General features: G+C 64.1%; 22 protein-coding genes. 12 read left to right on the top strand and 10 right to left on the bottom strand.

Annotated elements, in window-relative coordinates:
• Window positions 1-2 precede the first annotated feature (2 nt).
• Window positions 3-1676: a dihydroxy-acid dehydratase gene (gene ilvD, locus G3N58_RS00735; protein WP_205998252.1), complete on the top strand. Its 1674-nt coding sequence runs from the start codon at window positions 3-5 to the stop codon at window positions 1674-1676.
• Window positions 1677-1919: 243 nt separating this feature from the next.
• Window positions 1920-2300, top strand: coding sequence for a c-type cytochrome (locus G3N58_RS00730; RefSeq protein WP_205998251.1), 381 nt, complete (start codon window positions 1920-1922; stop codon window positions 2298-2300).
• A gap of 87 nt (window positions 2301-2387) precedes the next feature.
• On the opposite strand, the gene G3N58_RS00725 is transcribed toward G3N58_RS00730, so the two are convergent.
• The 3 genes from G3N58_RS00725 to G3N58_RS00715 form a co-directional block, all read right to left on the bottom strand.
• Window positions 2388-2831 (bottom strand): DUF2486 family protein, encoded by a 444-nt coding sequence (locus G3N58_RS00725; protein WP_346778224.1) that lies wholly within the window; start codon window positions 2829-2831, stop codon window positions 2388-2390.
• A gap of 68 nt (window positions 2832-2899) precedes the next feature.
• Window positions 2900-3316, bottom strand: coding sequence for a DNA polymerase III subunit chi (locus tag G3N58_RS00720; RefSeq protein WP_167036539.1), 417 nt, complete (start codon window positions 3314-3316; stop codon window positions 2900-2902).
• Between the two features lie 52 nt (window positions 3317-3368).
• Window positions 3369-4880 (bottom strand): leucyl aminopeptidase, encoded by a 1512-nt coding sequence (locus tag G3N58_RS00715; RefSeq protein WP_167036537.1) that lies wholly within the window; start codon window positions 4878-4880, stop codon window positions 3369-3371.
• A gap of 136 nt (window positions 4881-5016) precedes the next feature.
• Between G3N58_RS00715 and lptF the strand changes: the two genes are divergently transcribed.
• The 3 genes from lptF to G3N58_RS00700 are packed head-to-tail and all read left to right on the top strand — an operon-like array spanning window position 5017 to window position 7694.
• Window positions 5017-6114: an LPS export ABC transporter permease LptF gene (gene lptF, locus G3N58_RS00710; RefSeq protein ID WP_167036534.1), complete on the top strand. Its 1098-nt coding sequence runs from the start codon at window positions 5017-5019 to the stop codon at window positions 6112-6114.
• A 3-nt stretch (window positions 6115-6117) separates the two neighbouring features.
• Window positions 6118-7266 carry an LPS export ABC transporter permease LptG gene (lptG, locus tag G3N58_RS00705; RefSeq protein WP_167282067.1) on the top strand — a complete coding sequence of 383 codons (1149 nt, stop codon included), beginning with the start codon at window positions 6118-6120 and terminating at the stop codon, window positions 7264-7266.
• A gap of 47 nt (window positions 7267-7313) precedes the next feature.
• A complete protein-coding gene (locus G3N58_RS00700) occupies window positions 7314-7694 on the top strand; it encodes a CbiX/SirB N-terminal domain-containing protein (protein ID WP_205998250.1) in 381 nt (126 codons plus the stop codon).
• Between the two features lie 177 nt (window positions 7695-7871).
• Here G3N58_RS00700 and cobA read toward each other — a convergent pair whose 3' ends face one another.
• The 6 genes from cobA to G3N58_RS00670 all read right to left on the bottom strand — a co-directional run bounded on the left by cobA (window position 7872) and on the right by G3N58_RS00670 (window position 14198).
• The gene (gene cobA, locus G3N58_RS00695; RefSeq protein ID WP_167036952.1) at window positions 7872-8633 is read right to left on the bottom strand and encodes a uroporphyrinogen-III C-methyltransferase; all 762 of its coding nucleotides are present in this window, start codon (window positions 8631-8633) and stop codon (window positions 7872-7874) included.
• A 114-nt stretch (window positions 8634-8747) separates the two neighbouring features.
• Window positions 8748-10064, bottom strand: a complete 1317-nt coding sequence (locus G3N58_RS00690) for a GTP-binding protein (RefSeq protein WP_167036525.1) — start codon at window positions 10062-10064, stop codon at window positions 8748-8750.
• 66 nt (window positions 10065-10130) lie between these two features.
• The gene (cysD, locus tag G3N58_RS00685) at window positions 10131-11093 is read right to left on the bottom strand and encodes a sulfate adenylyltransferase subunit CysD (RefSeq protein WP_167036522.1); all 963 of its coding nucleotides are present in this window, start codon (window positions 11091-11093) and stop codon (window positions 10131-10133) included.
• Window positions 11094-11205: 112 nt separating this feature from the next.
• Window positions 11206-11955: a phosphoadenylyl-sulfate reductase gene (locus G3N58_RS00680; protein ID WP_167282071.1), complete on the bottom strand. Its 750-nt coding sequence runs from the start codon at window positions 11953-11955 to the stop codon at window positions 11206-11208.
• Window positions 11952-12497, bottom strand: coding sequence for a DUF934 domain-containing protein (locus G3N58_RS00675; RefSeq protein ID WP_205998249.1), 546 nt, complete (start codon window positions 12495-12497; stop codon window positions 11952-11954). The genes G3N58_RS00680 and G3N58_RS00675 overlap by 4 nt, the downstream gene beginning before the upstream one ends.
• A gap of 21 nt (window positions 12498-12518) precedes the next feature.
• On the bottom strand, window positions 12519-14198 hold the full coding sequence (locus G3N58_RS00670) for a nitrite/sulfite reductase (RefSeq protein ID WP_205998248.1): 1680 nt from the start codon (window positions 14196-14198) through the stop codon (window positions 12519-12521).
• A gap of 228 nt (window positions 14199-14426) precedes the next feature.
• On the opposite strand from G3N58_RS00670, the gene G3N58_RS00665 reads away from it, so the two are divergent.
• Together G3N58_RS00665 and G3N58_RS00660 are read left to right on the top strand one after the other, a co-directional pair.
• Window positions 14427-15368, top strand: coding sequence for a CysB family HTH-type transcriptional regulator (locus G3N58_RS00665; RefSeq protein WP_167036511.1), 942 nt, complete (start codon window positions 14427-14429; stop codon window positions 15366-15368).
• 124 nt (window positions 15369-15492) lie between these two features.
• The gene (locus G3N58_RS00660; protein ID WP_205998247.1) at window positions 15493-16665 is read left to right on the top strand and encodes an ABC transporter substrate-binding protein; all 1173 of its coding nucleotides are present in this window, start codon (window positions 15493-15495) and stop codon (window positions 16663-16665) included.
• Between the two features lie 201 nt (window positions 16666-16866).
• On the opposite strand, the gene G3N58_RS00655 is transcribed toward G3N58_RS00660, so the two are convergent.
• Entirely contained in the window at window positions 16867-17550 is a 684-nt protein-coding gene (locus G3N58_RS00655; RefSeq protein WP_205998246.1) for a methyltransferase domain-containing protein, read from the bottom strand.
• 302 nt (window positions 17551-17852) lie between these two features.
• Between G3N58_RS00655 and G3N58_RS00650 the strand changes: the two genes are divergently transcribed.
• From G3N58_RS00650 to G3N58_RS00630, 5 genes are all read left to right on the top strand, one after another.
• The gene (locus G3N58_RS00650; protein ID WP_205998245.1) at window positions 17853-18191 is read left to right on the top strand and encodes a hypothetical protein; all 339 of its coding nucleotides are present in this window, start codon (window positions 17853-17855) and stop codon (window positions 18189-18191) included.
• Window positions 18192-18600: 409 nt separating this feature from the next.
• On the top strand, window positions 18601-18918 hold the full coding sequence (locus tag G3N58_RS00645; RefSeq protein WP_167036499.1) for a hypothetical protein: 318 nt from the start codon (window positions 18601-18603) through the stop codon (window positions 18916-18918).
• Between the two features lie 129 nt (window positions 18919-19047).
• Window positions 19048-19323: a hypothetical protein gene (locus tag G3N58_RS00640; RefSeq protein ID WP_205998244.1), complete on the top strand. Its 276-nt coding sequence runs from the start codon at window positions 19048-19050 to the stop codon at window positions 19321-19323.
• 152 nt (window positions 19324-19475) lie between these two features.
• Entirely contained in the window at window positions 19476-19841 is a 366-nt protein-coding gene (locus tag G3N58_RS00635; protein WP_205998243.1) for a hypothetical protein, read from the top strand.
• Window positions 19842-19952: 111 nt separating this feature from the next.
• Entirely contained in the window at window positions 19953-20213 is a 261-nt protein-coding gene (locus tag G3N58_RS00630; protein WP_167036493.1) for a hypothetical protein, read from the top strand.
• The last annotated feature ends 135 nt before the right edge of the window (window positions 20214-20348 follow it).

The following is a 20348-nucleotide window of genomic DNA, read 5'->3' as shown; positions in this document are numbered from 1 at the left end:
CTATGGCATACAACCGTCGTTCGAAAAACATCACGCAAGGTGTAGCGCGCTCGCCGAATCGCTCGATGTACTACGCGCTCGGCTACCAGAAAGAGGACTTCGACAAGCCGATGATCGGCGTCGCCAACGGCCACTCGACCATCACGCCGTGCAACGCCGGCCTGCAGCGTCTCGCCGACGCGGCCGTGGCCGCGATCAAACTGGCCGACGCGAACCCGCAGACTTTCGGCACGCCGACGATCTCGGACGGCATGTCGATGGGCACCGAGGGCATGAAGTACTCGCTCGTGTCGCGCGAGGTGATCGCCGATTGCATCGAGACCTGCGTGCAGGGGCAATGGATGGACGGCGTGGTCGTGATCGGCGGCTGCGACAAGAACATGCCGGGCGGCATGATCGGCCTCGCGCGCATGAACGTGCCGGGCATCTACGTGTACGGCGGCACGATCCGCCCCGGCAACTGGAAAGGCACCGATCTGACGATCGTGTCGTCGTTCGAGGCGGTCGGCGAATTCACGGCGGGCCGCATGTCGCAGGAAGACTTCGACGGCATCGAGAAAAACGCGTGCCCGTCGACCGGTTCGTGCGGCGGCATGTACACGGCCAACACGATGAGCTCGTCGTTCGAGGCACTCGGCATGTCGCTGATGTATTCGTCGACGATGGCGAACCCCGACGAGGAAAAGGTCGACTCGGCCGCCGAGTCGGCGCGCGTGCTCGTCGAAGCGGTCAAGCGGGATCTGAAACCGCGCGACATCATCACGAAGCAGTCGATCGAAAACGCGGTCGCGCTCATCATGGCGACCGGCGGCTCGACCAACGCGGTGCTGCACTACCTCGCGATCGCGCACGCGGCCGAGGTCGAATGGACGATCGAAGACTTCGAGCGCATGCGCAAGAAAGTGCCGGTGATCTGCAACCTGAAGCCGTCGGGCCAGTATGTGGCGACCGATCTGCACAAGGCGGGCGGCATCCCGCAGGTGCTGAAGATCCTGCTCGACGCCGGCCTGCTGCACGGCGACTGCATCACGATCACCGGCAGGACGATCGCCGAGGAACTGAAGGACGTGCCAGCCAAACCGCGCGGCGATCAGCGGGTGATCTTCCCGATCGACCAGGCGCTCTACGCCGAGGGCCACCTCGCGATCCTCAAAGGCAATCTGGCCGAAGACGGCGCGGTCGCCAAGATCACGGGCTTGAAGAATCCGGTCATCACGGGCCCGGCGCGCGTGTTCGACGACGAGCAAAGCGCGCTCGAAGCGATCCTCGCGGACAGGATCGTCGCCGGCGACGTCGTGGTGCTGCGCTACCTCGGCCCGAAGGGCGGCCCCGGCATGCCGGAGATGCTCGCGCCGACCTCGGCGATCATCGGCAAGGGGCTCGGCGAATCGGTCGGGCTCATCACCGACGGCCGCTTCTCGGGCGGCACGTGGGGCATGGTAGTCGGGCACGTTGCGCCAGAAGCGTTCGTCGGCGGCACGATCGCGCTCGTGCGGGAAGGCGATTCGATCACGATCGACGCGCACCAGCTGCTGCTGCAACTGAACATCGACGACGCCGAACTGGCGCGCCGCCGCGCCGCATGGCAGGCACCGAAGCCGCGCTACACACGCGGCGTGATGGCGAAGTATTTCGCGCTGGCACAGCCGGCGAATCGCGGTGCGGTGACGGGGTGACGAAGTAACGATGGCCGCGCGTTGCTGAGCGGCCGCGCGCGTGAGCACGTATAAGTGCGTATGAAGGGCGCAACTCGACGCCCAAGCCACGCGCTGCCGCCCGCTTCGCCATGCCGCACACGACAGGCCTAGCCCGCCGCCGCACGGCGCAAAAAATGCCAAGGGGCGCACGGAAAATCGTGCGCCCCTTGCTCTTATAATGCGTGCACCACAAGCCGGGCATCCGAACCGGCGGAGACCACCATGAAATCAATGTCGTATGCAGCCGTAGCAGCCGCTGTTGCGCTCGCCGTCACATTGAGCAGCGCCAGTCCGGCCGCGCATGCCGAAGCTGCGACGGGCCTCGCGCTGGCCCAACAGCAGAACTGCATGAGCTGTCACTCGGTCACGCGCACCTTCATGGGCCCGGCGCTGCGCGACGTCGCGGCAAAGTATGCGGAACGCGCCGACGCGGCGACCTATCTGAAGCACAAGATTCTCGACGGCAGCACCGGCGTATGGGGATCGGTGCCGATGCCCGCGAACACCCAGCTCACGCCCGATCAGGCCGCCGCGCTCGCGACCTGGGTGCTGACGCTCAAAGATGAGCCGCCGCTCAAGCCGGCACCTCATTCGACGCCATGAACGAAACATGCCCGCTATGCGTGGCGCCTGATCTGAATACGGCGCACTATCGCCTCACGCCATCGCAATAGACGTGACGCCGTAGCCTCACGCGCGGCCCGAGCGCCGCGCCAGCTCCTCTTGCACCGCCTCGCGTACCCAGCCGGTCATTTCGGCTTCGAGCGTCCGCGCGACTTCGCGCGTGATCTGAGTGACGAGCAGACTCGCGTGCTGCTGCAACGCATCGCGGCAACGCGCCTCGATCACGCTGCGCCCCTCTCCCGACAGAAAGCCCGCGAAGCGTCCGCGCAGACGCTCGGCGATCAGATCGGCATCGGGTTGCGAAGACTGTGCGGCGGCTTCGTGCCCGAGATCCGGCGGCACGGTCGCGCCGGCCTCGGCAGGCGGCAGCGGTTCGACGCGGTCGAACACGCCCGGCGCCGCGGATTCAGACGCCGGCTCGACGGCCGGCGCCTCGTGCGGCCGCGGCGCGCGGCCCGGCATCAGTATTTCGTGCAGGACCGGAATCGAATTGTCGTTGGGATCGGACACGTGCACTCTCCGCGTTGAACGCCCGGGAAGCGACGCGCGCCATGCGCGCGAAGCGGACGGAATGAAACCTAGCTGCCTTGCTTGTAGTTATTCAAAGCATAGCCGCGATCGCGATAGAAACGATAGCGTTCGCGGCCGGCAACGAGTTCGTCGTGTGCGTTACCGACCACTTCGAGCAATCTTTCGAAGCGCGCGAACTGGGCAGGCACCGTCGCGCCGAGATTGAGCAGCACCTGGTGATGCGGCGCGTCGTCGAGATTCGCGGCCAGCACGACAGGCGTCTGGGCCGCAAGCGGCGTGCCCGCCATGCAGTGCGGCACGAAGTCGAGCGGCGAGAACGTCCAGAGCTTTTCGTCGAAGGCCCGCAGGCGCGCGGGCTCGGCCAGCACCACGAGCGGCTGGCCGGCCAGATACGCCTTGCGCACGAGCCGGCATGCGTACAGCAGCGAATCGCCGACGTTCGAGTGAAAGTCGATTCTCGTCATCGGCCGCTCCGCCCTGCTCGCGGCGCGGCCGCCGTGCGCTTGCCGCAATGCGTCATTGCGCGGCGCGGTCGATCAGGAACTGCGCGAGCAGCGGCACCGGACGGCCCGTTGCGCCCTTCGCCGCGCCGCTCTTCCATGCGGTGCCCGCGATGTCGAGATGCGCCCACGGATAGGCGTCGGTGAAGCGCGACAGGAAGCACGCAGCCGTCACGCTGCCGGCCGGACGTCCGCCGATGTTCGCGACGTCGGCGAAATTCGACTTCAGCTGGTCCTGATACTCGTCGTCGAGCGGCAGGCGCCATGCCGGGTCGGAGGCTTCGCGCGAGGCGTCGAGCAGTTCACCCGCGAGCGCGTCGTCCTTCGAGAACAGGCCGCTGTTGTGATGGCCGAGCGCGATGATGCAGGCGCCCGTCAGCGTAGCGATGTCGATCACGGCGGCCGGCTTGAAGCGCTCGGCGTAGGTGAGCGCGTCGCACAGGATCAGGCGGCCCTCGGCGTCGGTGTTGAGCACCTCGATCGTGAGGCCCTTCATGCTCGTGACGATGTCGCCCGGCTTGGTGGCCGTGCCCGACGGCATGTTCTCGACGGCCGGGATAATGCCGACCACGTTGATCTTCAGGCCCATCTCGGCGACCGCGCGCAGCGTGCCCAATACCGAGCCCGCGCCGCACATGTCGTACTTCATCTCGTCCATGCCCTCGCCCGGCTTCAGCGAGATGCCGCCCGTGTCGAACGTGACGCCCTTGCCGACCAGCACCACCGGCGCGGCCTTGGCGCCGCCGCCCTGGTACTGCAGCACGATGAACTGTGCCGGTTCGACCGCGCCCGCCGTGACCGACAGGAACGAGCCCATCTTGAGCGCCTCGCACTGCTTCTCGCCGAGCACTTCGACCTTCAGCTTCCAGTCTTTCGCGAGCTTCTTCGCGGTGTTGGCGAGATAGGTCGGCGTGCAGACGTTGCTCGGCAGATTGCCGAGGTCGCGCGTGAGGTCCATGCCGTTGGCGAGCGCGGCGCCCTGCTTCGCGGCAAGCTTGGTGGCCTTCTCGTCGCCGGTAGCGACGCTGAAGACGATGCGTTTCAGCGCGCGCGGCGTGTTGTCCGGCTTGCTCTTCATCTGCGTGAAGCGGTAGGTCAGCTCGCGCAGCGCGAGGATCGCGGCGCGCACGCACCAGTCGGACGTGCGTTCGAGCACCGGCAGTTGTGCGAGCGTGAACGTTACCTGCACGATCTTCGTGCCGAGCAGTGCGCGCCACGCGGCGCGCACGGCTTCGCCGTAGGCCTTCTGGCCGAAAGCGTCCTGCTTGCCGAGTCCGACGAGCAGGACACGCGAGGCGCCGATGCCCGATACTTCGTGCAGAAACAGCGTCGTGCCCGCCTTGCCGTCCATGTCGCCGGCCTTGATGATGCGCGTCAGCAGGCCCCGCGTGGCTTCATCGATCTCAAGCGCAGCGCCCGAGAGCGTTTGCGACTCGAACACGCCGATTACGATGCAGTCGGATTTCCCGGTCAGGAAACCGTTTGACGAGCCTTTGGTCCAATCACAGGCTTTTATGCTAAAGTCCATCGCGCTTGTCCTCGGATAAAATCTGGGCTTAGGATGAAAGCCGCAATTATCCGCTATTTTTCCCGCGGCGGCTGCACCGGAGGCGTGACGGAACGAACCCGCGCGTTGCCGTGAGCGCCCCCTCTCGTCATCACTAATGATCTTCGAACGCTCCCTTCAGCGCGAACTCGCGTACACGGCGGGTGCCGTGTTCATGGTTCTCCTCACGCTCGTGCTGACGACGATGATGATCCGCATCGTCGGCTTCGCGGCGTCGGGCGAGATCGACCCGCGCGACGTGCTGGTCCTGATCGGCCTCACCGTGATCGGCTATCTGGCCATCATGCTCGTCGCCACGCTGTTCGTCTCGATCCTGTTCGTGCTCACGCGCTGGTACAAGGACTCCGAGATGGTCGTGTGGCTGTCCTCGGGCGTGAGCCTCACGCAGTTCATCAAGCCGATCGGCCTGTTCGCCACGCCGATCATCATTCTCATCATGTTCTTCGTGTTCGTCGGCTGGCCGTGGTCGAACCAGCAGAGCAAGCTGATCCGCGCGCGCTTCCAGCAGCGCGACGAAGTCTCGCTGCTTGCGCCGGGCCAGTTCCGCGAATCGCCGACCACGCACCGCGTGTTCTTCATCGAGAAGATGTCGCCCGACCAGGGTCATGTCGAAAACGTGTTCGTGACAAGCACCGAAGGCGGCAAGGTCAACGTGGTGGTGTCGAAGAACGGCCACGTCGAGACGCACAAGAACGGCGACCGCTTCGTCGTGCTCGAAAACGGCCGCCGCTACGACGGCGAGCCGGGCCACCCCGATTTCCGCATCATGGAGTTCGAGCGCTACGGCGTGAAGATCCAGAGCCAGCCGGTCGTCAATACGCCGACCACCACCGGCTTGCCGACGCTTACGCTGCTGCGCAATCCGAGCAACGACAACCTCGCCGAATTCGCATGGCGCGCGGGGCTGCCGCTGATCGCGATCAACCTGATGCTGCTCGCGATCCCTCTCGCGCACCAGAACCCGCGGCGCAGCCGCACGATCAACCTCGTGATGGCCGTGCTGATCTATCTCACGTACTCGAATCTGCTGAACGTGGTGCAGTCGTGGATCGAGCAGGGCAAGATGTCGTTCGGCGTGGGACTCGTGATCCTGCATGTCATCGTAGCGGCAATCGTCGCGTTCATCTTCTGGCTGCGCGTGCGCAACCGGCCGCTCTTCACGTGGGCGATGTTCAGCCGTTCGAAGGGAGCCTGACCGATGCGCATCTATGAACGGTATTTCGCGCGTCAGATCTATCTCACGTTCGTCTTCATCCTGTTTGCGTTTTCGGGTCTGTTCTTCTTTTTCGACCTGATCAACGAACTGAATTCGGTCGGCCACGGCAACTACAAATTCCAGTACGCGGTGCTGCGCGTCGCGCTGCAAACGCCGTCGCGCTTCTACGAAATCATTCCGGTCGCGGCGCTGATCAGCGCGATCTACGTGTTCGCGCAGATGGCCGCGAATTCCGAATACACGATCTTCCGCGTGTCGGGTCTCGCGACCAACCGGGCGCTGCGCTCGCTGCTGAAGATCGGCATTCCGCTCGTGATCGTCACCTATCTGATCGGCGAAGTGGTCGGCCCGTACACGGATCAGCTCTCCGAGCGCGTGCGGCTCGAAGCGCTCGGCTCCTCGGTGTCGAGCAACTTCCAGTCGGGCGTGTGGGTCAAGGACACGCTCACCGAGCGCGCCGACGGCGAGCAGGTCACGCGCTTCGTCAACGTCGGCGAGCTGATGCCCGACGCGACGATCAGCAACGTGCGCATCTACGAGTTCGATTCGAAGTTCCGGCTCTCGAACGTGCGTATCGCGCAAAGCGGCCGCTATCAGCCGCCCGGCCACTGGCTGCTGACCGGCGTGACCGACACGCAGCTGATCGACGTGCCGCCCGCGCCGGGCACGCCGGCCGATGCGCTCAATCCGGTCTATCGCGCGAACCAGGTCTCGCTGCCCGAGTACTCGCTGCGCTCGGAGCTGACGCCGCAGATTCTGTCGGTGCTGCTGGTGTCGCCCGACCGCATGTCGATGTTCAATCTGTTCCGTTATATCCAGCATCTGACCGAGAATCATCAGGACACGCAACGTTATGAAATCGCGCTGTGGCGCAAGATTCTGTACCCGTTCGCGGTGTTCGTGATGCTCGTGCTGTCGCTGCCGTTCGCGTATCTGCATACGCGCGCCGGCGTGGTCGGCGTGAAGGTGTTCGGCGGCATCATGCTCGGCATGAGCTTCCAGTTGTTCAACACGCTGTTCTCGCATATCGGCACGCTCAATACGTGGCCCGCGCCGCTCACGGCGGCGACGCCGGGGCTCGTGTACCTCGTGCTCGGCCTCGTCGGCCTGAAGTGGGTCGACCGGCACTAGCGCCGGTGCGACCGGTGCGCTGAGAGACATCGTCGGGAGTCGACGCGATGGCGATGCATGGACTGATTCTGTTTGGCCACGGCGCGCGCGATGCGCGCTGGCGCGAGCCGTTCGAACGGCTCGCCGGCAAGCTGCGCGCGGCGCGTGCCGCAACGGGCGGCGCACAGGCCGTCACGCTCGCGTTTCTGGAATTGATGGAGCCCGATCTGCCGACGGCGGTGACGCAACTCGTCGGCGAGGGGTGCGACGCGATCACGGTCGTGCCGGTGTTCTTCGGCCAGGGCGGCCACGTCAGACAGGACCTGCCCGCGCTGATCGACCGGTGCCGCGCCGCTCATCCGGCCGTCGAGATTCGCTGCGCGGTCGCGGTCGGCGAGGATGAATCGGTACTGGATGCGCTCGCGCAGTACTGTTTGCAGCAGATTTGAGGCTCGCCCGGTAGCGTGCGCTGCGCTGGCGTAGATGGGCCTGACTCGGGGCCATGATTCGAGTGCATGATTCGGGCCCATGACGCGAGCCTGATCTGAACCTGGCCAGAAAATGAAATCGGCCGACGCATCACGCGACGGCCGACCGGAAAAACCTCGCAGCGAAGACCGAAAACCTCAGGCGGCGACCCGAATACCCTTCGCAGACTGCCCCGCATCGGTTTGCCGCTCCCGCTCCGCGAACGCCTCGCCGATCATCAACAGACTCGGCTGCGAAGCATCGACCCAGCGCTGCGCGTCACCGGCGGCCAACTCCTCGAGAGTCAGCGTCAGCATGCGCTCGCGCGGCGTGCTGCATGCTTCGACGATCGCAACCGGCGTCGTCGCCGGCTTGCCTGCATCGATCAACTGCTGCGCGATCTCGACGCCGCTGTCGCGCCCCATGTAGAACACGAGCGAATCGGCATTGACCTGCTCGCGGATTTCCTCGGAGCCCGGCGCGCGGCTGAACGTCGCCAGCGCGACACTGCGCGATACGCCGCGCAAGGTCAGCGAGCGTTGCAGCGATGCCGCGCTCGCGAGCGCGGCGGTAATGCCCGGCACCACCTCATACTCGATGCCGGCCGCTTCGAGCGCGCGCATTTCCTCGTCCGCGCGGCCGAACAGCATCGGATCGCCGCCCTTCAGACGCACGACCACGTCGTGCTCCAAAGCCGCGTCGACGATCTGCTTGTTGATGAACTGCTGGGCCGTCGAGAGCTGTCCGCAGCGCTTGCCGACCGCAATGCGCTTCGCGCTGGCGGGTGCGTAGTCGAGCATCGCCGGCTCGACGAGCGCGTCGTGCAGCACCACGTCGGCGGTGCCGAGCAGCCGCGCGCCGCGCACCGTAATCAGGTCCGCGGCACCGGGTCCCGCGCCGATCAGATAAACCTTACCCATGGACATCAACCTGTTCGTTGCAGCGTAGGCAGGCGGCGCCGTGCACCGCCCGCGTAGCCCTTTTGCGTCGCTCCTGCCGCGTCATCGCGCATATCGCGCGTTCAGGCGTCTCGCTCAGGCCGAAAATGCCCGGATCATACCAGCCGCGACGGTATGGTTCGTCGCTTCGTCGATCAGCACGAACGCGCCCGTGCCTTGATGCGAATCGTACGCGTCGCACACGAGCGGCTTCTGCAAGGTCAGTGCGACACGGCCGATGTCGTTCATCGCGAGTTCCTTGCGATCGATGGCCTGCGACAGCGTATGCACGTCGAGCACTTCCTGGATCGCGCCGATCTTCGCGAACACCGTGTTGGTGGTTTGCTTGAGCAGATACTTGCGCTGCGTCGAGAGCGGCGTGTCGTCGAACCAGCAAAGGTCCGCTTCGAGCTTCTTCGCCGGCTCCGGCGCCGCTGCGCGCAGCACGAAGGTATCGCCGCGCGACACGTCGACGTCTTCCGCGAGACGGATCGTGACCGTTTGACCCGCGAACGCGCGATCCACCTGCGCGGTGCCGCCGACCACCGGCGCAATGATCTCGGCCACGGTCGCTTCGCGATTGGCCGGCAGCACGACGATCGTGTCGCCGAGCTTCACTTCGCCCGATTCGATACGGCCCATGTAGCCGCGGAAATCGTCGGCCTGGCTGCCGTCCTGGCGCGCGACCCACTGCACCGGGAAGCGCAGCGCCTCGCCGCTCGCGGTTTCGACGGGCAGCGCTTCGAGCACGTCGAGCAGCGGCTCGCCCGCGTACCACGGCATGCGCTCGCTTGCCGTGACGATGTTGTCGCCCTTCAGCGCCGACACCGGCACGAAGCGCACGTCTTCGAGACCGAGGTGGCGCGCGAGTTCGACGTAGGCGTCGCGAATCTCGTTGAAGCGCGCTTCGCTGTAGTCGACGAGGTCCATCTTGTTGATCGCGACGATCGCGTGCTGCAGGCCGAGCAGCTTGACGATCGCGCTATGGCGCTTGGTTTGCGGCAGCAGTTGCGCAACGCCGTTCTCGAACGTGACGCGCGTCGCGTCGACGAGGATGATCGCCGCGTGCGCGGTCGAGGCACCCGTCACCATGTTGCGCGTGTACTGCTCGTGGCCCGGCGTATCGGCGATGATGAACTTGCGCTTGGCGGTCGCGAAGTAGCGGTACGCGACGTCGATCGTGATGCCCTGTTCGCGTTCGGCTTCGAGGCCGTCGGTCAGGAGCGACAGATCGATTTCGTCGCCCACGGTGCGCTTGTTTTTCGCGCGCGACAGCGCCGAAAGCTGGTCGCTCAAGACCGCCTTGCTGTCGTACAGCAGGCGGCCGATCAGCGTGCTCTTGCCGTCGTCGACGCTGCCCGCGGTGATGAAACGCAGCACGCCGAGGTCTTCTGGTTGATGAATACTGCTCATGATTTTCCTTGTCCCTCTGTCGACCGGAGTTCGCGCTTTAGCGCGCTACGCCGGTCCCATGTGTGCTTAGAAATAACCCTGCTTCTTGCGCTGTTCCATCGCGGCTTCCGACACCTGATCGTCCATCCGCGTCGCGCCGCGCTCCGTGATTTCGGTCACGGCCGTCTCGGCGATGATCTTCTCGATATCGTCCGCATCGCTTTCGACCGGGCACGTGCAGCTGATGTCGCCCACGGTACGGAAGCGCACGAGCGTCTGTTCGCTGGTCTCGCCCTCGCGCATCGGCGTGAGCGGCGTGACCGGCACGAGCAAGCCGTTGCGGCGCACGATCTCGCGCTGGTGCGCGTAATAGATCGACGGCAGTTCGAGCTGTTCGCGCGCGATGTACTGCCACACATCGAGTTCGGTCCAGTTCGAGATCGGGAACACGCGCAGGTGTTCTCCGTTGTGCAGACGCGCGTTGTAGAGGCTCCACAGTTCCGGGCGCTGCGCCTTCGGGTCCCACTGGCCGAATTCGTCGCGGAACGAGAAGATGCGCTCTTTCGCGCGGGCCTTTTCTTCGTCGCGGCGCGCGCCGCCGATCATCGCGGTATAGCCGTATTGCTCGATGGTTTCAAGCAGCGTGACCGCCTGCGCGGCGTTGCGCGAATCCGTTTCGCGGCGCAGACGCACGGTGCCGCGCTTGATCGAATCTTCAACGTGGCCAACCACGAGTTCGGCGCCGATCTCCTGTGCGCGGCGATCGCGGAAGTCGATCACTTCGTCGTAGTTGTGTCCCGTGTCGATATGCACGAGCGGGAACGGCAACTGCGTCTTGCGGTTCGCACCGAGGCCAAAGGCCTTCAGGGCGAGCGCGAGCACCACGACGGAATCCTTGCCGCCCGAAAACAGCAGCGCCGGCTTGCTGCATTCGGCGACCAGTTCGCGCAGGATGTGGATCGACTCGGCTTCGAGCCAATCGAGGTGATCCATACGGTTCGCCGTGTTGATAAGCGGAGCGTTCACAGTGGAATCGAGCGTGGTGCTCATGTTGGGTCCTTCGTTGATTGGCCCGGCGAGCGGTCGCCCGCCCGAGCACAAGTATTCAGTTCGATTGATGCGGCGCTCGGACCGGGAGCCAGGCTCCCAGTGTAGCGAGATATCAGGCCGATGCGTTTTCGCTCGGCTCGACCGCGATCGGCGTAATCGCCGTGATGTGCAAGCCGCATTCCTTCGTGTCGCGCGACTCCCACCACCAGCGCCCCGCCCGGCTGTCCTCGCCGGGGCGGATCGCGCGCGTACAGGGCTCGCAGCCGATGCTCGGATACCCGCGCGCGTGCAGCGGATTGACCGGCACGTCGAACGCCTTCAGGTAATCCCACACTTCGGCCTCGCTCCAGTCCGCGAGCGGATTGAACTTGGCGATGCCGCGCGCGCCGTCGTGCTCTTCCTCGTGCAGCTCGGCCCGCGTGACCGACTGCTCGCGGCGCTGCCCGGTCACCCAGGCGCTGACGTCGGCGAGCGCGCGATTGAGCGGCTCGACCTTGCGGATCTCGCAGCAGCGCTTGCGCAGCTCGACGCTTTCGTAAAACGCGTTCAGGCCGTGCTCGCTCGCGTACTGCTCGACCGCGGCCACCTGCGGATGAAACTGCTCGATGTCGTAGCCGTAGCGCTCTTTCACGCGCTCGAGCATGCCGAGCGTTTCCGCGTGCAGACGGCCCGTGTTCAGCGAGAAGATGCCGATCTTCACGCCGCGCGAGAGGATCGCGTGCGTGAGCAGCATGTCTTCGGCCGCGAGGCTGCTCGCGAGCTTCACGTTGGCGTGACGCGCGGCGATCGAATCGAGCAGCGTGTCGAGGCGCTCAACTTTCGCGGCAAGCTCCGGGCCCAGCGTTTGCGCGGCGGTGTTCATGCCGGCACCTTGCCGGCGCCGGCCTGTGCCGCGCGGCGGCGGAACAGCGGCGACGGGTTATCGACGGCGCCCTGGTACTGCACGCTGAATTCGTCGAACGCCTTTAGCGCGTCGTCGAAGTCCTTGTCGGCGCGCAGCGCGTAGGCGTCGAAGCCGCAGCGAAACATGAACGTAATCTGGTCGCGCAGCACGTCGCCGATCGCGCGCAGCTCGCCCTTGTAGCCATAGCGCTCGCGCAGCAGGCGGCCGATGCTGTAGCCGCGGCCGTCGCGGAACACCGGGAAGTCCACCGCGATCAATGCCAGCTTGTCGAAATCGCCGACGATATCCGCCGGTTCGCTGTCCGGCGCGAGCCACACGCCGAGTTCCGCCATGCCGCGCGCGGCGACGAGCGCGTCGCGCTCGGCCTGCCACAGCGCCAGCGGCACGATCACCTTGCCGGCCGGCAGTTCGCTCGCCGCCGGCAAAGCGCCGTCTTCCGCGGGGCGCACGACCGTCCAGTCGTCGTTGACGATCGCGCGGTTCTTGATGATAGAAGCCATCTGTTCAGTATCCTTTCGCGGTTACGCGTGAGCCGGTTGACGCGCGGCGTACACGCGCTCCTTGAACGGGGTGATGCCGATACGGTTGTAGGTATCGATGAAACGCTCGCCTTCCTGGCGGTTTTCCACGAAGGTGTCGATCACCTTTGTCATCACGTCCGGCATTTCCTCAGCCGAGAACGACGGGCCGATCACGCGGCCGAGGTGAGCGCCGGTCGCGCCCGTGCCCTGCTCGCCGCCGAGCGTCACCTGGTACCACTCCGAGCCGTCCTTGTCGACGCCCAGAATGCCGATGTTGCCGACGTGGTGATGCCCGCACGCGTTGATGCAGCCCGAGATGTTCAGCGACACGTCGCCGAGGTCGTACACGTAGTCGAGATCGCTGAAGCGTTCCTGGATCGCGAGCGCGATCGGGATCGACTTCGCATTCGCGAGCGAGCAGAAGTCACCGCCCGGGCACGCGATGATGTCGGTCAAGAGACCGACGTTCGGCGTCGCGAAGCCTTGCGCCTTGGCCTTTTCCCAGACCGCGAACAGGTCGCGCTTCTTGACGTCGGCGAGAATCAGGTTCTGTTCGTGCGACACGCGAATCTTGCCGAACGAGTATTCGTCGGCCCAATCGGCGACCGCTTCCATCTGCGCGTCGGTCGCGTCGCCCGGGGCGATCGTGGTCGGCTTCAGCGACAGCGTCACCGAGGCGTAGCCCGCCACCTTGTGCGGACGCACGTTACGCTCGACCCAGCGCGCGAACGCGCGGTTTTCGAGCAGATGCTTCTCGAACGATGCGTCGGTGTCGGCCAGCTTCTCGTAGGCGGGCGGTACGAAGTATTGCGCCACGCGATCCACTTCGGCCTGCGTCAGCGTCGACGGACCGTCCTTCAGGTGCTGCCATTCTTCCTCGACCTGCGCCGAGAATTTCTCCGGCGAGAGCGCCTTCACGAGAATCTTGATGCGCGCCTTGTACATGTTGTCGCGGCGGCCGTAGCGGTTGTAGACGCGCAGCACGGCTTCGCAGTAGGTCAGCAGATGCTGCCACGGCAGGTCGCGGCGGATGATCGCGCCGACGATCGGCGTGCGGCCCAGGCCGCCACCGGCCAGAATATCGGCCACCACGTCGCCCTGCTCGTTCTTCTTCAGATACACGCCCATGTCGTGAATCTGCACGGCCGCGCGGTCTTCCTTCGAACCCGACACGGCGATCTTGAACTTGCGCGGCAGCCACGCGAATTCGGGGTGGAACGTCGACCATTGACGCAGGATTTCGGCCCACGGACGCGGGTCGATCACTTCGTCGGGCGCGACGCCGGCGAATTGATCGGCGGTGATGTTGCGGATGCAGTTGCCCGAGGTCTGGATGCCGTGCATCTGCACGCTGGCGAGCTTGCGCAGGATTTCCGGCGTTTCCTCGAGCTTGATCCAGTTGTACTGGATGTTCGAGCGCGTCGAGAAATGGCCGTAGCCGCGGTCGTGTTCGCGCGCGATCTGCGCGAGCACGCGCATCTGGTCGCTGCGCAGGTTGCCGTACGGAATCGCGATGCGGTGCATGTACGCGTGGCGCTGATAGTACAGGCCGTTCTGCAGGCGCAGCGGACGGAACTCCTCTTCGCTCAATTCGCCCGACAAGCGGCGGCGAACCTGATCGGCGTATTGCGCGACCCGTTCATCGACGATGGTCTGGTCGTACTGATCGTATTGGTACATTCGGGGACCCCAATTTTTCGAAACTTTGCGTGACACACGGCGGTCCGGTTTCCGCCGCGGCTCGAATACCGGTGTTTGTCAGCTGCCGCAAGCAAGGGTTTAGACCCATCGCTTATTTGCTTATGACAAATACAGATATCCATATTGAAAAAGTTGGACAGATCGTAATAAACTCGCCTTATATTTCAAACGACTAAAAAATTCTTTTTATATGCGCAGAGGTTATATATGAATCTGCACCAATTCCGCTTCGTCCGCGAGGCAGTGCGGCAGAACTTCAACCTCACCGAAGCCGCCAAGGCGCTGTTCACAAGCCAGCCGGGCGTCTCGAAGGCAATCATCGAGCTCGAAGACGAGCTCGGCGTCGAAATCTTCACGCGCCACGGCAAACGCGTGCGCTCGTTGACCGAGCCGGGCCGCATCATATTGCAATCGATCGAAAAAATCCTCCAGGAAGTGGAAAGCCTCAAGCGCGTCGGCAAGGATTACGCGGCGCAGGACCAGGGCAACCTGACGATCGCCGCGACCCACACCCAGGCGCGCTACTCGCTGCCGGGCGCGATCGCCGAGTTCAAGCGGCGCTTCCCGAAGGTCCACCTTTCGATTCTGCAAGGCAGCCCGACCCAGGTCGCCGAGATGGTGCTGCACGACCAGGCCGACCTCGCGATCGCCACCGAGGCGATCTCCAACTACAAGGATCTGGTCTCGCTGCCGTGCTTCCAGTGGCACCACCTCGCGGTGATGCAGCCGGACCATCCGCTGATCGAGCGCAAGCTGCTCTCGCTCGACGATCTGACCCAGTACCCGCTGATTACCTACGACAACGCGTTCGCCGGCCGCTCGAAGATCAACGAGGCGTTCCGCCTGCGCGGGCTGCATCCCGACATCGTGCTCGAAGCGATCGACGCCGACGTGATCAAGACCTACGTCGAACTCGGGCTCGGCGTCGGCATCATGGCCGACATCGCGTTCAACGCCGAGCGCGACCGCCATCTGCGCGCGATGCCGGTCGGCCATCTGTTCGGCAGCAACGTGACGCGCGTCGCGCTGAAACAGGGCGCGTATCTGCGCAGCTACGTGTACACGCTCGTCGAACTGCTGTCGCCGAGCCTGAACCGCAAGCTGATCGAGCAGGCGCTCAAGGGCGAGCACGAAACCTACGAACTTTGATGGCGGCGGGAACCGCGCTGATTGCGCCCTGCTTTCCGGTTCCCGCTTTCTAATTTCCGCTTCTATCTGATTCCCGCTTCCCGATTCCGTTTGAATCCCGCTTTCCGCTACGGAGACCTTTCTCATGACGTTGCATAACAACACGCTTCGAAACACCTTGCGCGGCCTCGCCGCCGCCGGTGCGCTGCTCGCCGCGAGCGCCGCGCACGCCGACCTCAAGGTCGGCATCGACCTGTCGAACACGGGGCCGGCCGCCGTGATCGGCATCACGAGCAAGGACGCGATGCTGATGTGGCCGCAGACGATCGCCGGCCAGAAAGCCGACTACATCTTCCTCGACGACGCCTCCGACCCCGGCGTCGCCGTGCGCAACATCCGCAAGCTCATCAACGAGGACCACGTCGACGTGATCGTCGGGCCGAACATCACGCCGGCCGCGATGGCCGCGCTCGATCCGGTCGCCGAAAGCCAGACGCCGATGATTACGCTGATCGGCTCGGCCAGCGTGGTCGAGCCGCAGGAAGGCAAGAAGGTCTGGGCCTACAAGATGGCGCAGACCGACAGCGCGATGGCCGACGTGATGACGCGCTACATGTCGAACCACAACGTGAAGACGGTCGGCTTCATCGGGTTCGCCGATGCCTACGGCGAAAGCTGGCTCAACGAGTTCAGCAAGTTCGCGGCGCTGCGCCATATTCAACTGGTCGCGACCGAGCGCTACAACCGTACCGACGCGAGTGTGACCGGCCAGATTCTCAAGCTGATGGCCGCGAAGCCCGACGCGATCCTGATCGCCGGCGCGGGCACGCCGACCGTGCTGCCGCAGCGCACGCTGATCGAGCGCGGCTACAAGGGGCCGATCTATCAGACGCACGGCATCGCCACGCCCGAATTCATCAAGCTCGGCGGCAAGGACGTGGAAGGCACGCTGTTCCCGACGCAGCCGGTCGTGGTCGCGCGCTCGCTGCCGGCCGATCATCCGTCGAAGAAAGCGGCGCTCGCGTTCGTCGACGCGTACGAGGCGAAGTACGGCCCGGGCAGCGTGACGCAGTTCGCCGGCGATGCGGCCGGTGTGTATCCGCGCTTGCAGGATGCGGTCGCGCGCGCGTTGAAAACCGCGCAGCCGGGCACGCCGGCGTTTCGCGTCGCGCTGCGCGAGGAACTCGAACACGCGCATGAACTCGTGGTGCCGAACGGCGTCGTCAATACGAGCCCGCAGGACCACGTCGGGCTCGATCAGCGCGCGAGCGTGATGGGCATCATCAGGGACGGCAAGTTCGTTTATCTGAGCCAGTGACCGCGCGGCTTATGTGTTGAGGGGTGTGCGGTTGATGGGGGCTATGGTCTGTCCGGATGCCGCCGCCCCGCCTGGTACTGTTCGGTGCTATTGGGTGCGCTTCCCGCCATCGTCAAACGTGAAGACATCGAACGGCCCGGGCTTGCTCGCAAGCGGGAGCGCCTTGCAGCCGCGCCCTACCCTACGCCCGGCACTCGCCAGCTATTCCCGCACCTGAGCGCGAAAAATCACCGAGGCCGGCTTGCCGGTGTGCGGATGCACCGGCTCCCGCATCTCCCGCAGCAACAGCCCGCTCGCCGCCATCAGTTCGAGCCACGTCTGCAAGGTCCGGAAATACCACGGCGGCGCGTCGGTGAATGCGTCGCCGAACCCCGCCCACGAACCCGGCCGCCAGCCGTCGACGTACGGCAAGTCGCCGCATGCGACGAGCGGATGCAGCGTCTGCACGATCAGGCTTGCGCCGGGAGCGAGCAGCATCGGCACGGCGCGCAGCAGCCCGTCGACCGATTCCTTGCCGAGCAGCGAAAAATTGCAGACCACGACGTCGGCACGCATGGCGAGCCGGCCCGCCGCGATCTCTTCGTACGACAGGATTCTGCCGTCGAGCACGCCGGCGGCGGTCGCGGCATGCACCAGTCCGGCGATCGCATCCACCGCCGTCACGCCGATTCCGCGGCGTTGCAGCGTAAGCGCGAGCCAGCCTTCGCCGCAGCCCAGATCGAGGACGGTGGCCGGTTCGCACGCCAATACGGCATCGAGCACGGCCTGATCGGTGACAAGGCGCCGGCTTTCGATTTCGCCCGCGCGCACCGCATTCATCCACGGCGACGCGTTGCGCTGCCAGGAAGCGATGATCTTGTCGTCGCTGAGAGGGTCGAGGTTCATCGCCGGTTTCGCTCCATGGTGCGCCGCGACCTCGGGCGTCTCGGGCCTCGGTCGTCGGCAATGCCGCCGATTGTCGGCGATTCGAACCTTCCGGTCGAGCGCGGCGGGCTGATCTCGGTCTGCTTTCGTTGACAGTTGTCCACGATGTTGCGAGATGCTCTCACTCGCGGCATAGCGTGTTCCTGCGGCTGCCAGCCAGTATTGCGGGGTGCGCAGTGGTTTCAGGGATTCATTCTTTTGTCATACGTGATTCGACGCCATGATAGGTTTGCCCGCTGATCTGACTTGGGTATGGACGGCGGATGGCGATCGAATTCAAGGTTGGAACTCATCGGAGCTGCACGCTTTATACGCGGCACGAATATCGCGGCAATACTTTCAGCGATGAGGCACGTGCCGGCCGCCAGCTCATTACTTCGGCAAGCTCAGGGGAACTGACGCACGACACGCACCAATTGGCACGGCTCGTCGCGTTCATGCGCAAAGCGCCCGGCTGCGCATACGTGAGCGGTGCTGCACCGGCTCAACTCGCCCGGATGCTGCGGACCGCCGTCGAGTGCGGCGATGTGATTGCCGTCGCGGCGAAGCCGCATGCCTCGGGTGGACGGAGTGTGCGTATCGAACAGCCGCCCCGGCCATAGCATGAAACCTTCTCGCCGTCGCAACTATTCCGGCCCGAGCAACGCCTGGCGCGTACCGCTCGTGCATTCGAGCGCCCGCGATTGCCACGGCTAGCATCCGATGATGACCTCGCGATCTGGTTTTCCCGCCCCGGCGACGTACGGCCCGATGGAACCATCGCCGTACCGGTATCGACGCCACTCGGCAATGCGCAGCCGTTCGAATACAAAGAGGATGCTTCGCTCGGCGATCTACAGGAGTTAGCTGCGCGTGGCGTCAGTGAGGCCGACGAAGAAGAGTGTCACGTGATATACGAAACCGAAATGGAAGAATGCTCTTTTGCTCGCGCCATGTACCGGGACAACCGAACCTATGCCCTTTGCTCTCAGCGACCTTTCGTCAACTATCAAACTTGCAGAGGCTATTAACATGAAAAAACCACCACGCGCCAGCATCATTTTTTATGACGAAGACGCGCAGCAACTCATGATATGCAACGTGTTCCGGCGGGAAGTGCAAGGTGTCATTGATAACGCACTGGCACGCACAGGCGGGATGCGAGTTCCTCCCGACGAAGCCGATCACAGCATGCGCCCACTCACCGACGAAGACGCGCGTAAGCTCGGCGGCCTGGCGATACTCGTACAGGCTGGCGTCCACCCGGAATTGCGTGAGCGTTTGCAGATAACGACAGCAGAGCCCGTCAACTGGAAAAACGATGGCTTAGCAACCAGGACCGGGGAGTAAGCGTCCAAGGGGAATGCTCAGAAATGCCATCATCGTTCCCGCGTTGCGCCGTGCCATAGGCAACGCTCGCGGCCAGGTTCTGTGCGAGCAGAATGCGTTTGATCGTTACCAACAATGCAGGGGATATTGATGGCCAGCCACACGCCATATTCAGTGATATTGACTTGCGCCGAAGATCAACAAAGATTCATCGTTCATGCCGTCGATCAAACCAGGATCGCCACGGTAACTGCCGGTCAACTCGAAATGCCCATCCTTCTGGACAGTTTCGATTACCGGCTCGATGATGAATTTGCTCGCCGGCTTGGCGTCGCCATGCTCAACCTGATTGCTCTCGGGCAACCCGACGTCAGGCAGTACATCCCGGTTATGCAAGAGCCCATCGACAAGCCGTTACAGACATAACCTGCCGCTCACGCACCGCGCGTCATGGCCCATGATGATGGGGTCACCCGTCCGCCTCTGCGACGTGCTGCCCGATGGAACCATCGCCATGCCGGGACGGCAAGGTCCGAGACCTCGGCAACCCTGTACCGATCCTTCCGTGGTGACAACGCATGGACAAGCTGAACGCCTTCAATCACTTCCACGACTGGTATATGGACACCCTCCATGTGTCGACGGAGCGCGAAACGCTCACACTGAGCCTGTATTTGCAGAATCGGCGTGCGTCGCTTTCATTCGTCGGAATGAGTCGGTGCATTGTCGAGAATCTCGGTCTTCAAAACATCGTTTACGCAATCGACATGCTGGAAGAGGGAACAGAGCGTTACGAGAAAGCACAACGAAGGTTAGCCACAGCCGAACGATGGACCGATAACCAACCCGGCAAACTCGCGCAACTTTTCTCGACATGCGTGGCGGAGCTTATCGTCGAGTTTGACTCGCTTGAAATTGAGACCCCTTCGGAATCGTTAGATTGACATCGTCACCTTCACGCAGCCACCCAGCGCCCTATCCGCACAAACGCGCACAAACGCGGAACGTCCGCGAAATTGTTAAAGTAGCAGTCTTTTCCCACTCAGCAGTCCATCATGCGCACCACCCGAGCCATCCATGCCGTCGAGCGGCTGAAAACGCGCAGCGGCAATCCCCGCTTTGCCGCGATCAGCCTGTCTGGCGGCCTGTTCTATCTGGTCGATAAAGCGAGCGGCGTCGATAAAAAGGTCTCCGAGCCGCTCGCGCTCGACGACTTCGTCAAATTCGTCGACGCGTTCGGTCCGCAGAAACCGCGCAAGGCCAGCAAGCTCGACGTCGCGTTCGAAGCGCAGATCAAAAAGAGCAAGGGCGAGTAACGCGGCAGCGGTGTCACGCAGGCGCCGCGCAACGCATTGGCGACATCACAAAGCATCGCGCCACATCGCGGCCTTACGGCTCAATGCCAGCGCCATCGCCAACGACGAGGCAAGGCAAGCCAACCCACTCGCCCC

The organism is Paraburkholderia sp. Ac-20342 (assembly GCF_017104985.1).
GTDB lineage: Bacteria > Pseudomonadota > Gammaproteobacteria > Burkholderiales > Burkholderiaceae > Paraburkholderia.
Note: the sequence above shows the minus strand (reverse complement) of the source record. Positions and strands in the feature narration are given on the sequence as shown.

What these genes read in the sequence shown, in the direction of transcription:
- ilvD (WP_205998252.1), top strand. Translation starts at nt 3, where the DNA reads ATGGCATACAACCGTCGTTCGAAAAACATCACGCAAGGTGTAGCGCGC.
- G3N58_RS00730 (WP_205998251.1), top strand. Translation starts at nt 1,920, where the DNA reads ATGAAATCAATGTCGTATGCAGCCGTAGCAGCCGCTGTTGCGCTCGCC.
- G3N58_RS00720 (WP_167036539.1), bottom strand. Translation starts at nt 3,316, where the DNA reads ATGACGAGAATCGACTTTCACTCGAACGTCGGCGATTCGCTGCTGTAC.
- G3N58_RS00715 (WP_167036537.1), bottom strand. Translation starts at nt 4,880, where the DNA reads ATGGACTTTAGCATAAAAGCCTGTGATTGGACCAAAGGCTCGTCAAAC.
- lptF (WP_167036534.1), top strand. Translation starts at nt 5,017, where the DNA reads ATGATCTTCGAACGCTCCCTTCAGCGCGAACTCGCGTACACGGCGGGT.
- lptG (WP_167282067.1), top strand. Translation starts at nt 6,118, where the DNA reads ATGCGCATCTATGAACGGTATTTCGCGCGTCAGATCTATCTCACGTTC.
- G3N58_RS00700 (WP_205998250.1), top strand. Translation starts at nt 7,314, where the DNA reads ATGGCGATGCATGGACTGATTCTGTTTGGCCACGGCGCGCGCGATGCG.
- cobA (WP_167036952.1), bottom strand. Translation starts at nt 8,633, where the DNA reads ATGGGTAAGGTTTATCTGATCGGCGCGGGACCCGGTGCCGCGGACCTG.
- G3N58_RS00690 (WP_167036525.1), bottom strand. Translation starts at nt 10,064, where the DNA reads ATGAGCAGTATTCATCAACCAGAAGACCTCGGCGTGCTGCGTTTCATC.
- cysD (WP_167036522.1), bottom strand. Translation starts at nt 11,093, where the DNA reads ATGAGCACCACGCTCGATTCCACTGTGAACGCTCCGCTTATCAACACG.
- G3N58_RS00680 (WP_167282071.1), bottom strand. Translation starts at nt 11,955, where the DNA reads ATGAACACCGCCGCGCAAACGCTGGGCCCGGAGCTTGCCGCGAAAGTT.
- G3N58_RS00675 (WP_205998249.1), bottom strand. Translation starts at nt 12,497, where the DNA reads ATGGCTTCTATCATCAAGAACCGCGCGATCGTCAACGACGACTGGACG.
- G3N58_RS00670 (WP_205998248.1), bottom strand. Translation starts at nt 14,198, where the DNA reads ATGTACCAATACGATCAGTACGACCAGACCATCGTCGATGAACGGGTC.
- G3N58_RS00665 (WP_167036511.1), top strand. Translation starts at nt 14,427, where the DNA reads ATGAATCTGCACCAATTCCGCTTCGTCCGCGAGGCAGTGCGGCAGAAC.
- G3N58_RS00660 (WP_205998247.1), top strand. Translation starts at nt 15,493, where the DNA reads ATGACGTTGCATAACAACACGCTTCGAAACACCTTGCGCGGCCTCGCC.
- G3N58_RS00655 (WP_205998246.1), bottom strand. Translation starts at nt 17,550, where the DNA reads ATGAACCTCGACCCTCTCAGCGACGACAAGATCATCGCTTCCTGGCAG.
- G3N58_RS00650 (WP_205998245.1), top strand. Translation starts at nt 17,853, where the DNA reads ATGGCGATCGAATTCAAGGTTGGAACTCATCGGAGCTGCACGCTTTAT.
- G3N58_RS00645 (WP_167036499.1), top strand. Translation starts at nt 18,601, where the DNA reads ATGAAAAAACCACCACGCGCCAGCATCATTTTTTATGACGAAGACGCG.
- G3N58_RS00640 (WP_205998244.1), top strand. Translation starts at nt 19,048, where the DNA reads ATGGCCAGCCACACGCCATATTCAGTGATATTGACTTGCGCCGAAGAT.
- G3N58_RS00635 (WP_205998243.1), top strand. Translation starts at nt 19,476, where the DNA reads ATGGACAAGCTGAACGCCTTCAATCACTTCCACGACTGGTATATGGAC.
- G3N58_RS00630 (WP_167036493.1), top strand. Translation starts at nt 19,953, where the DNA reads ATGCGCACCACCCGAGCCATCCATGCCGTCGAGCGGCTGAAAACGCGC.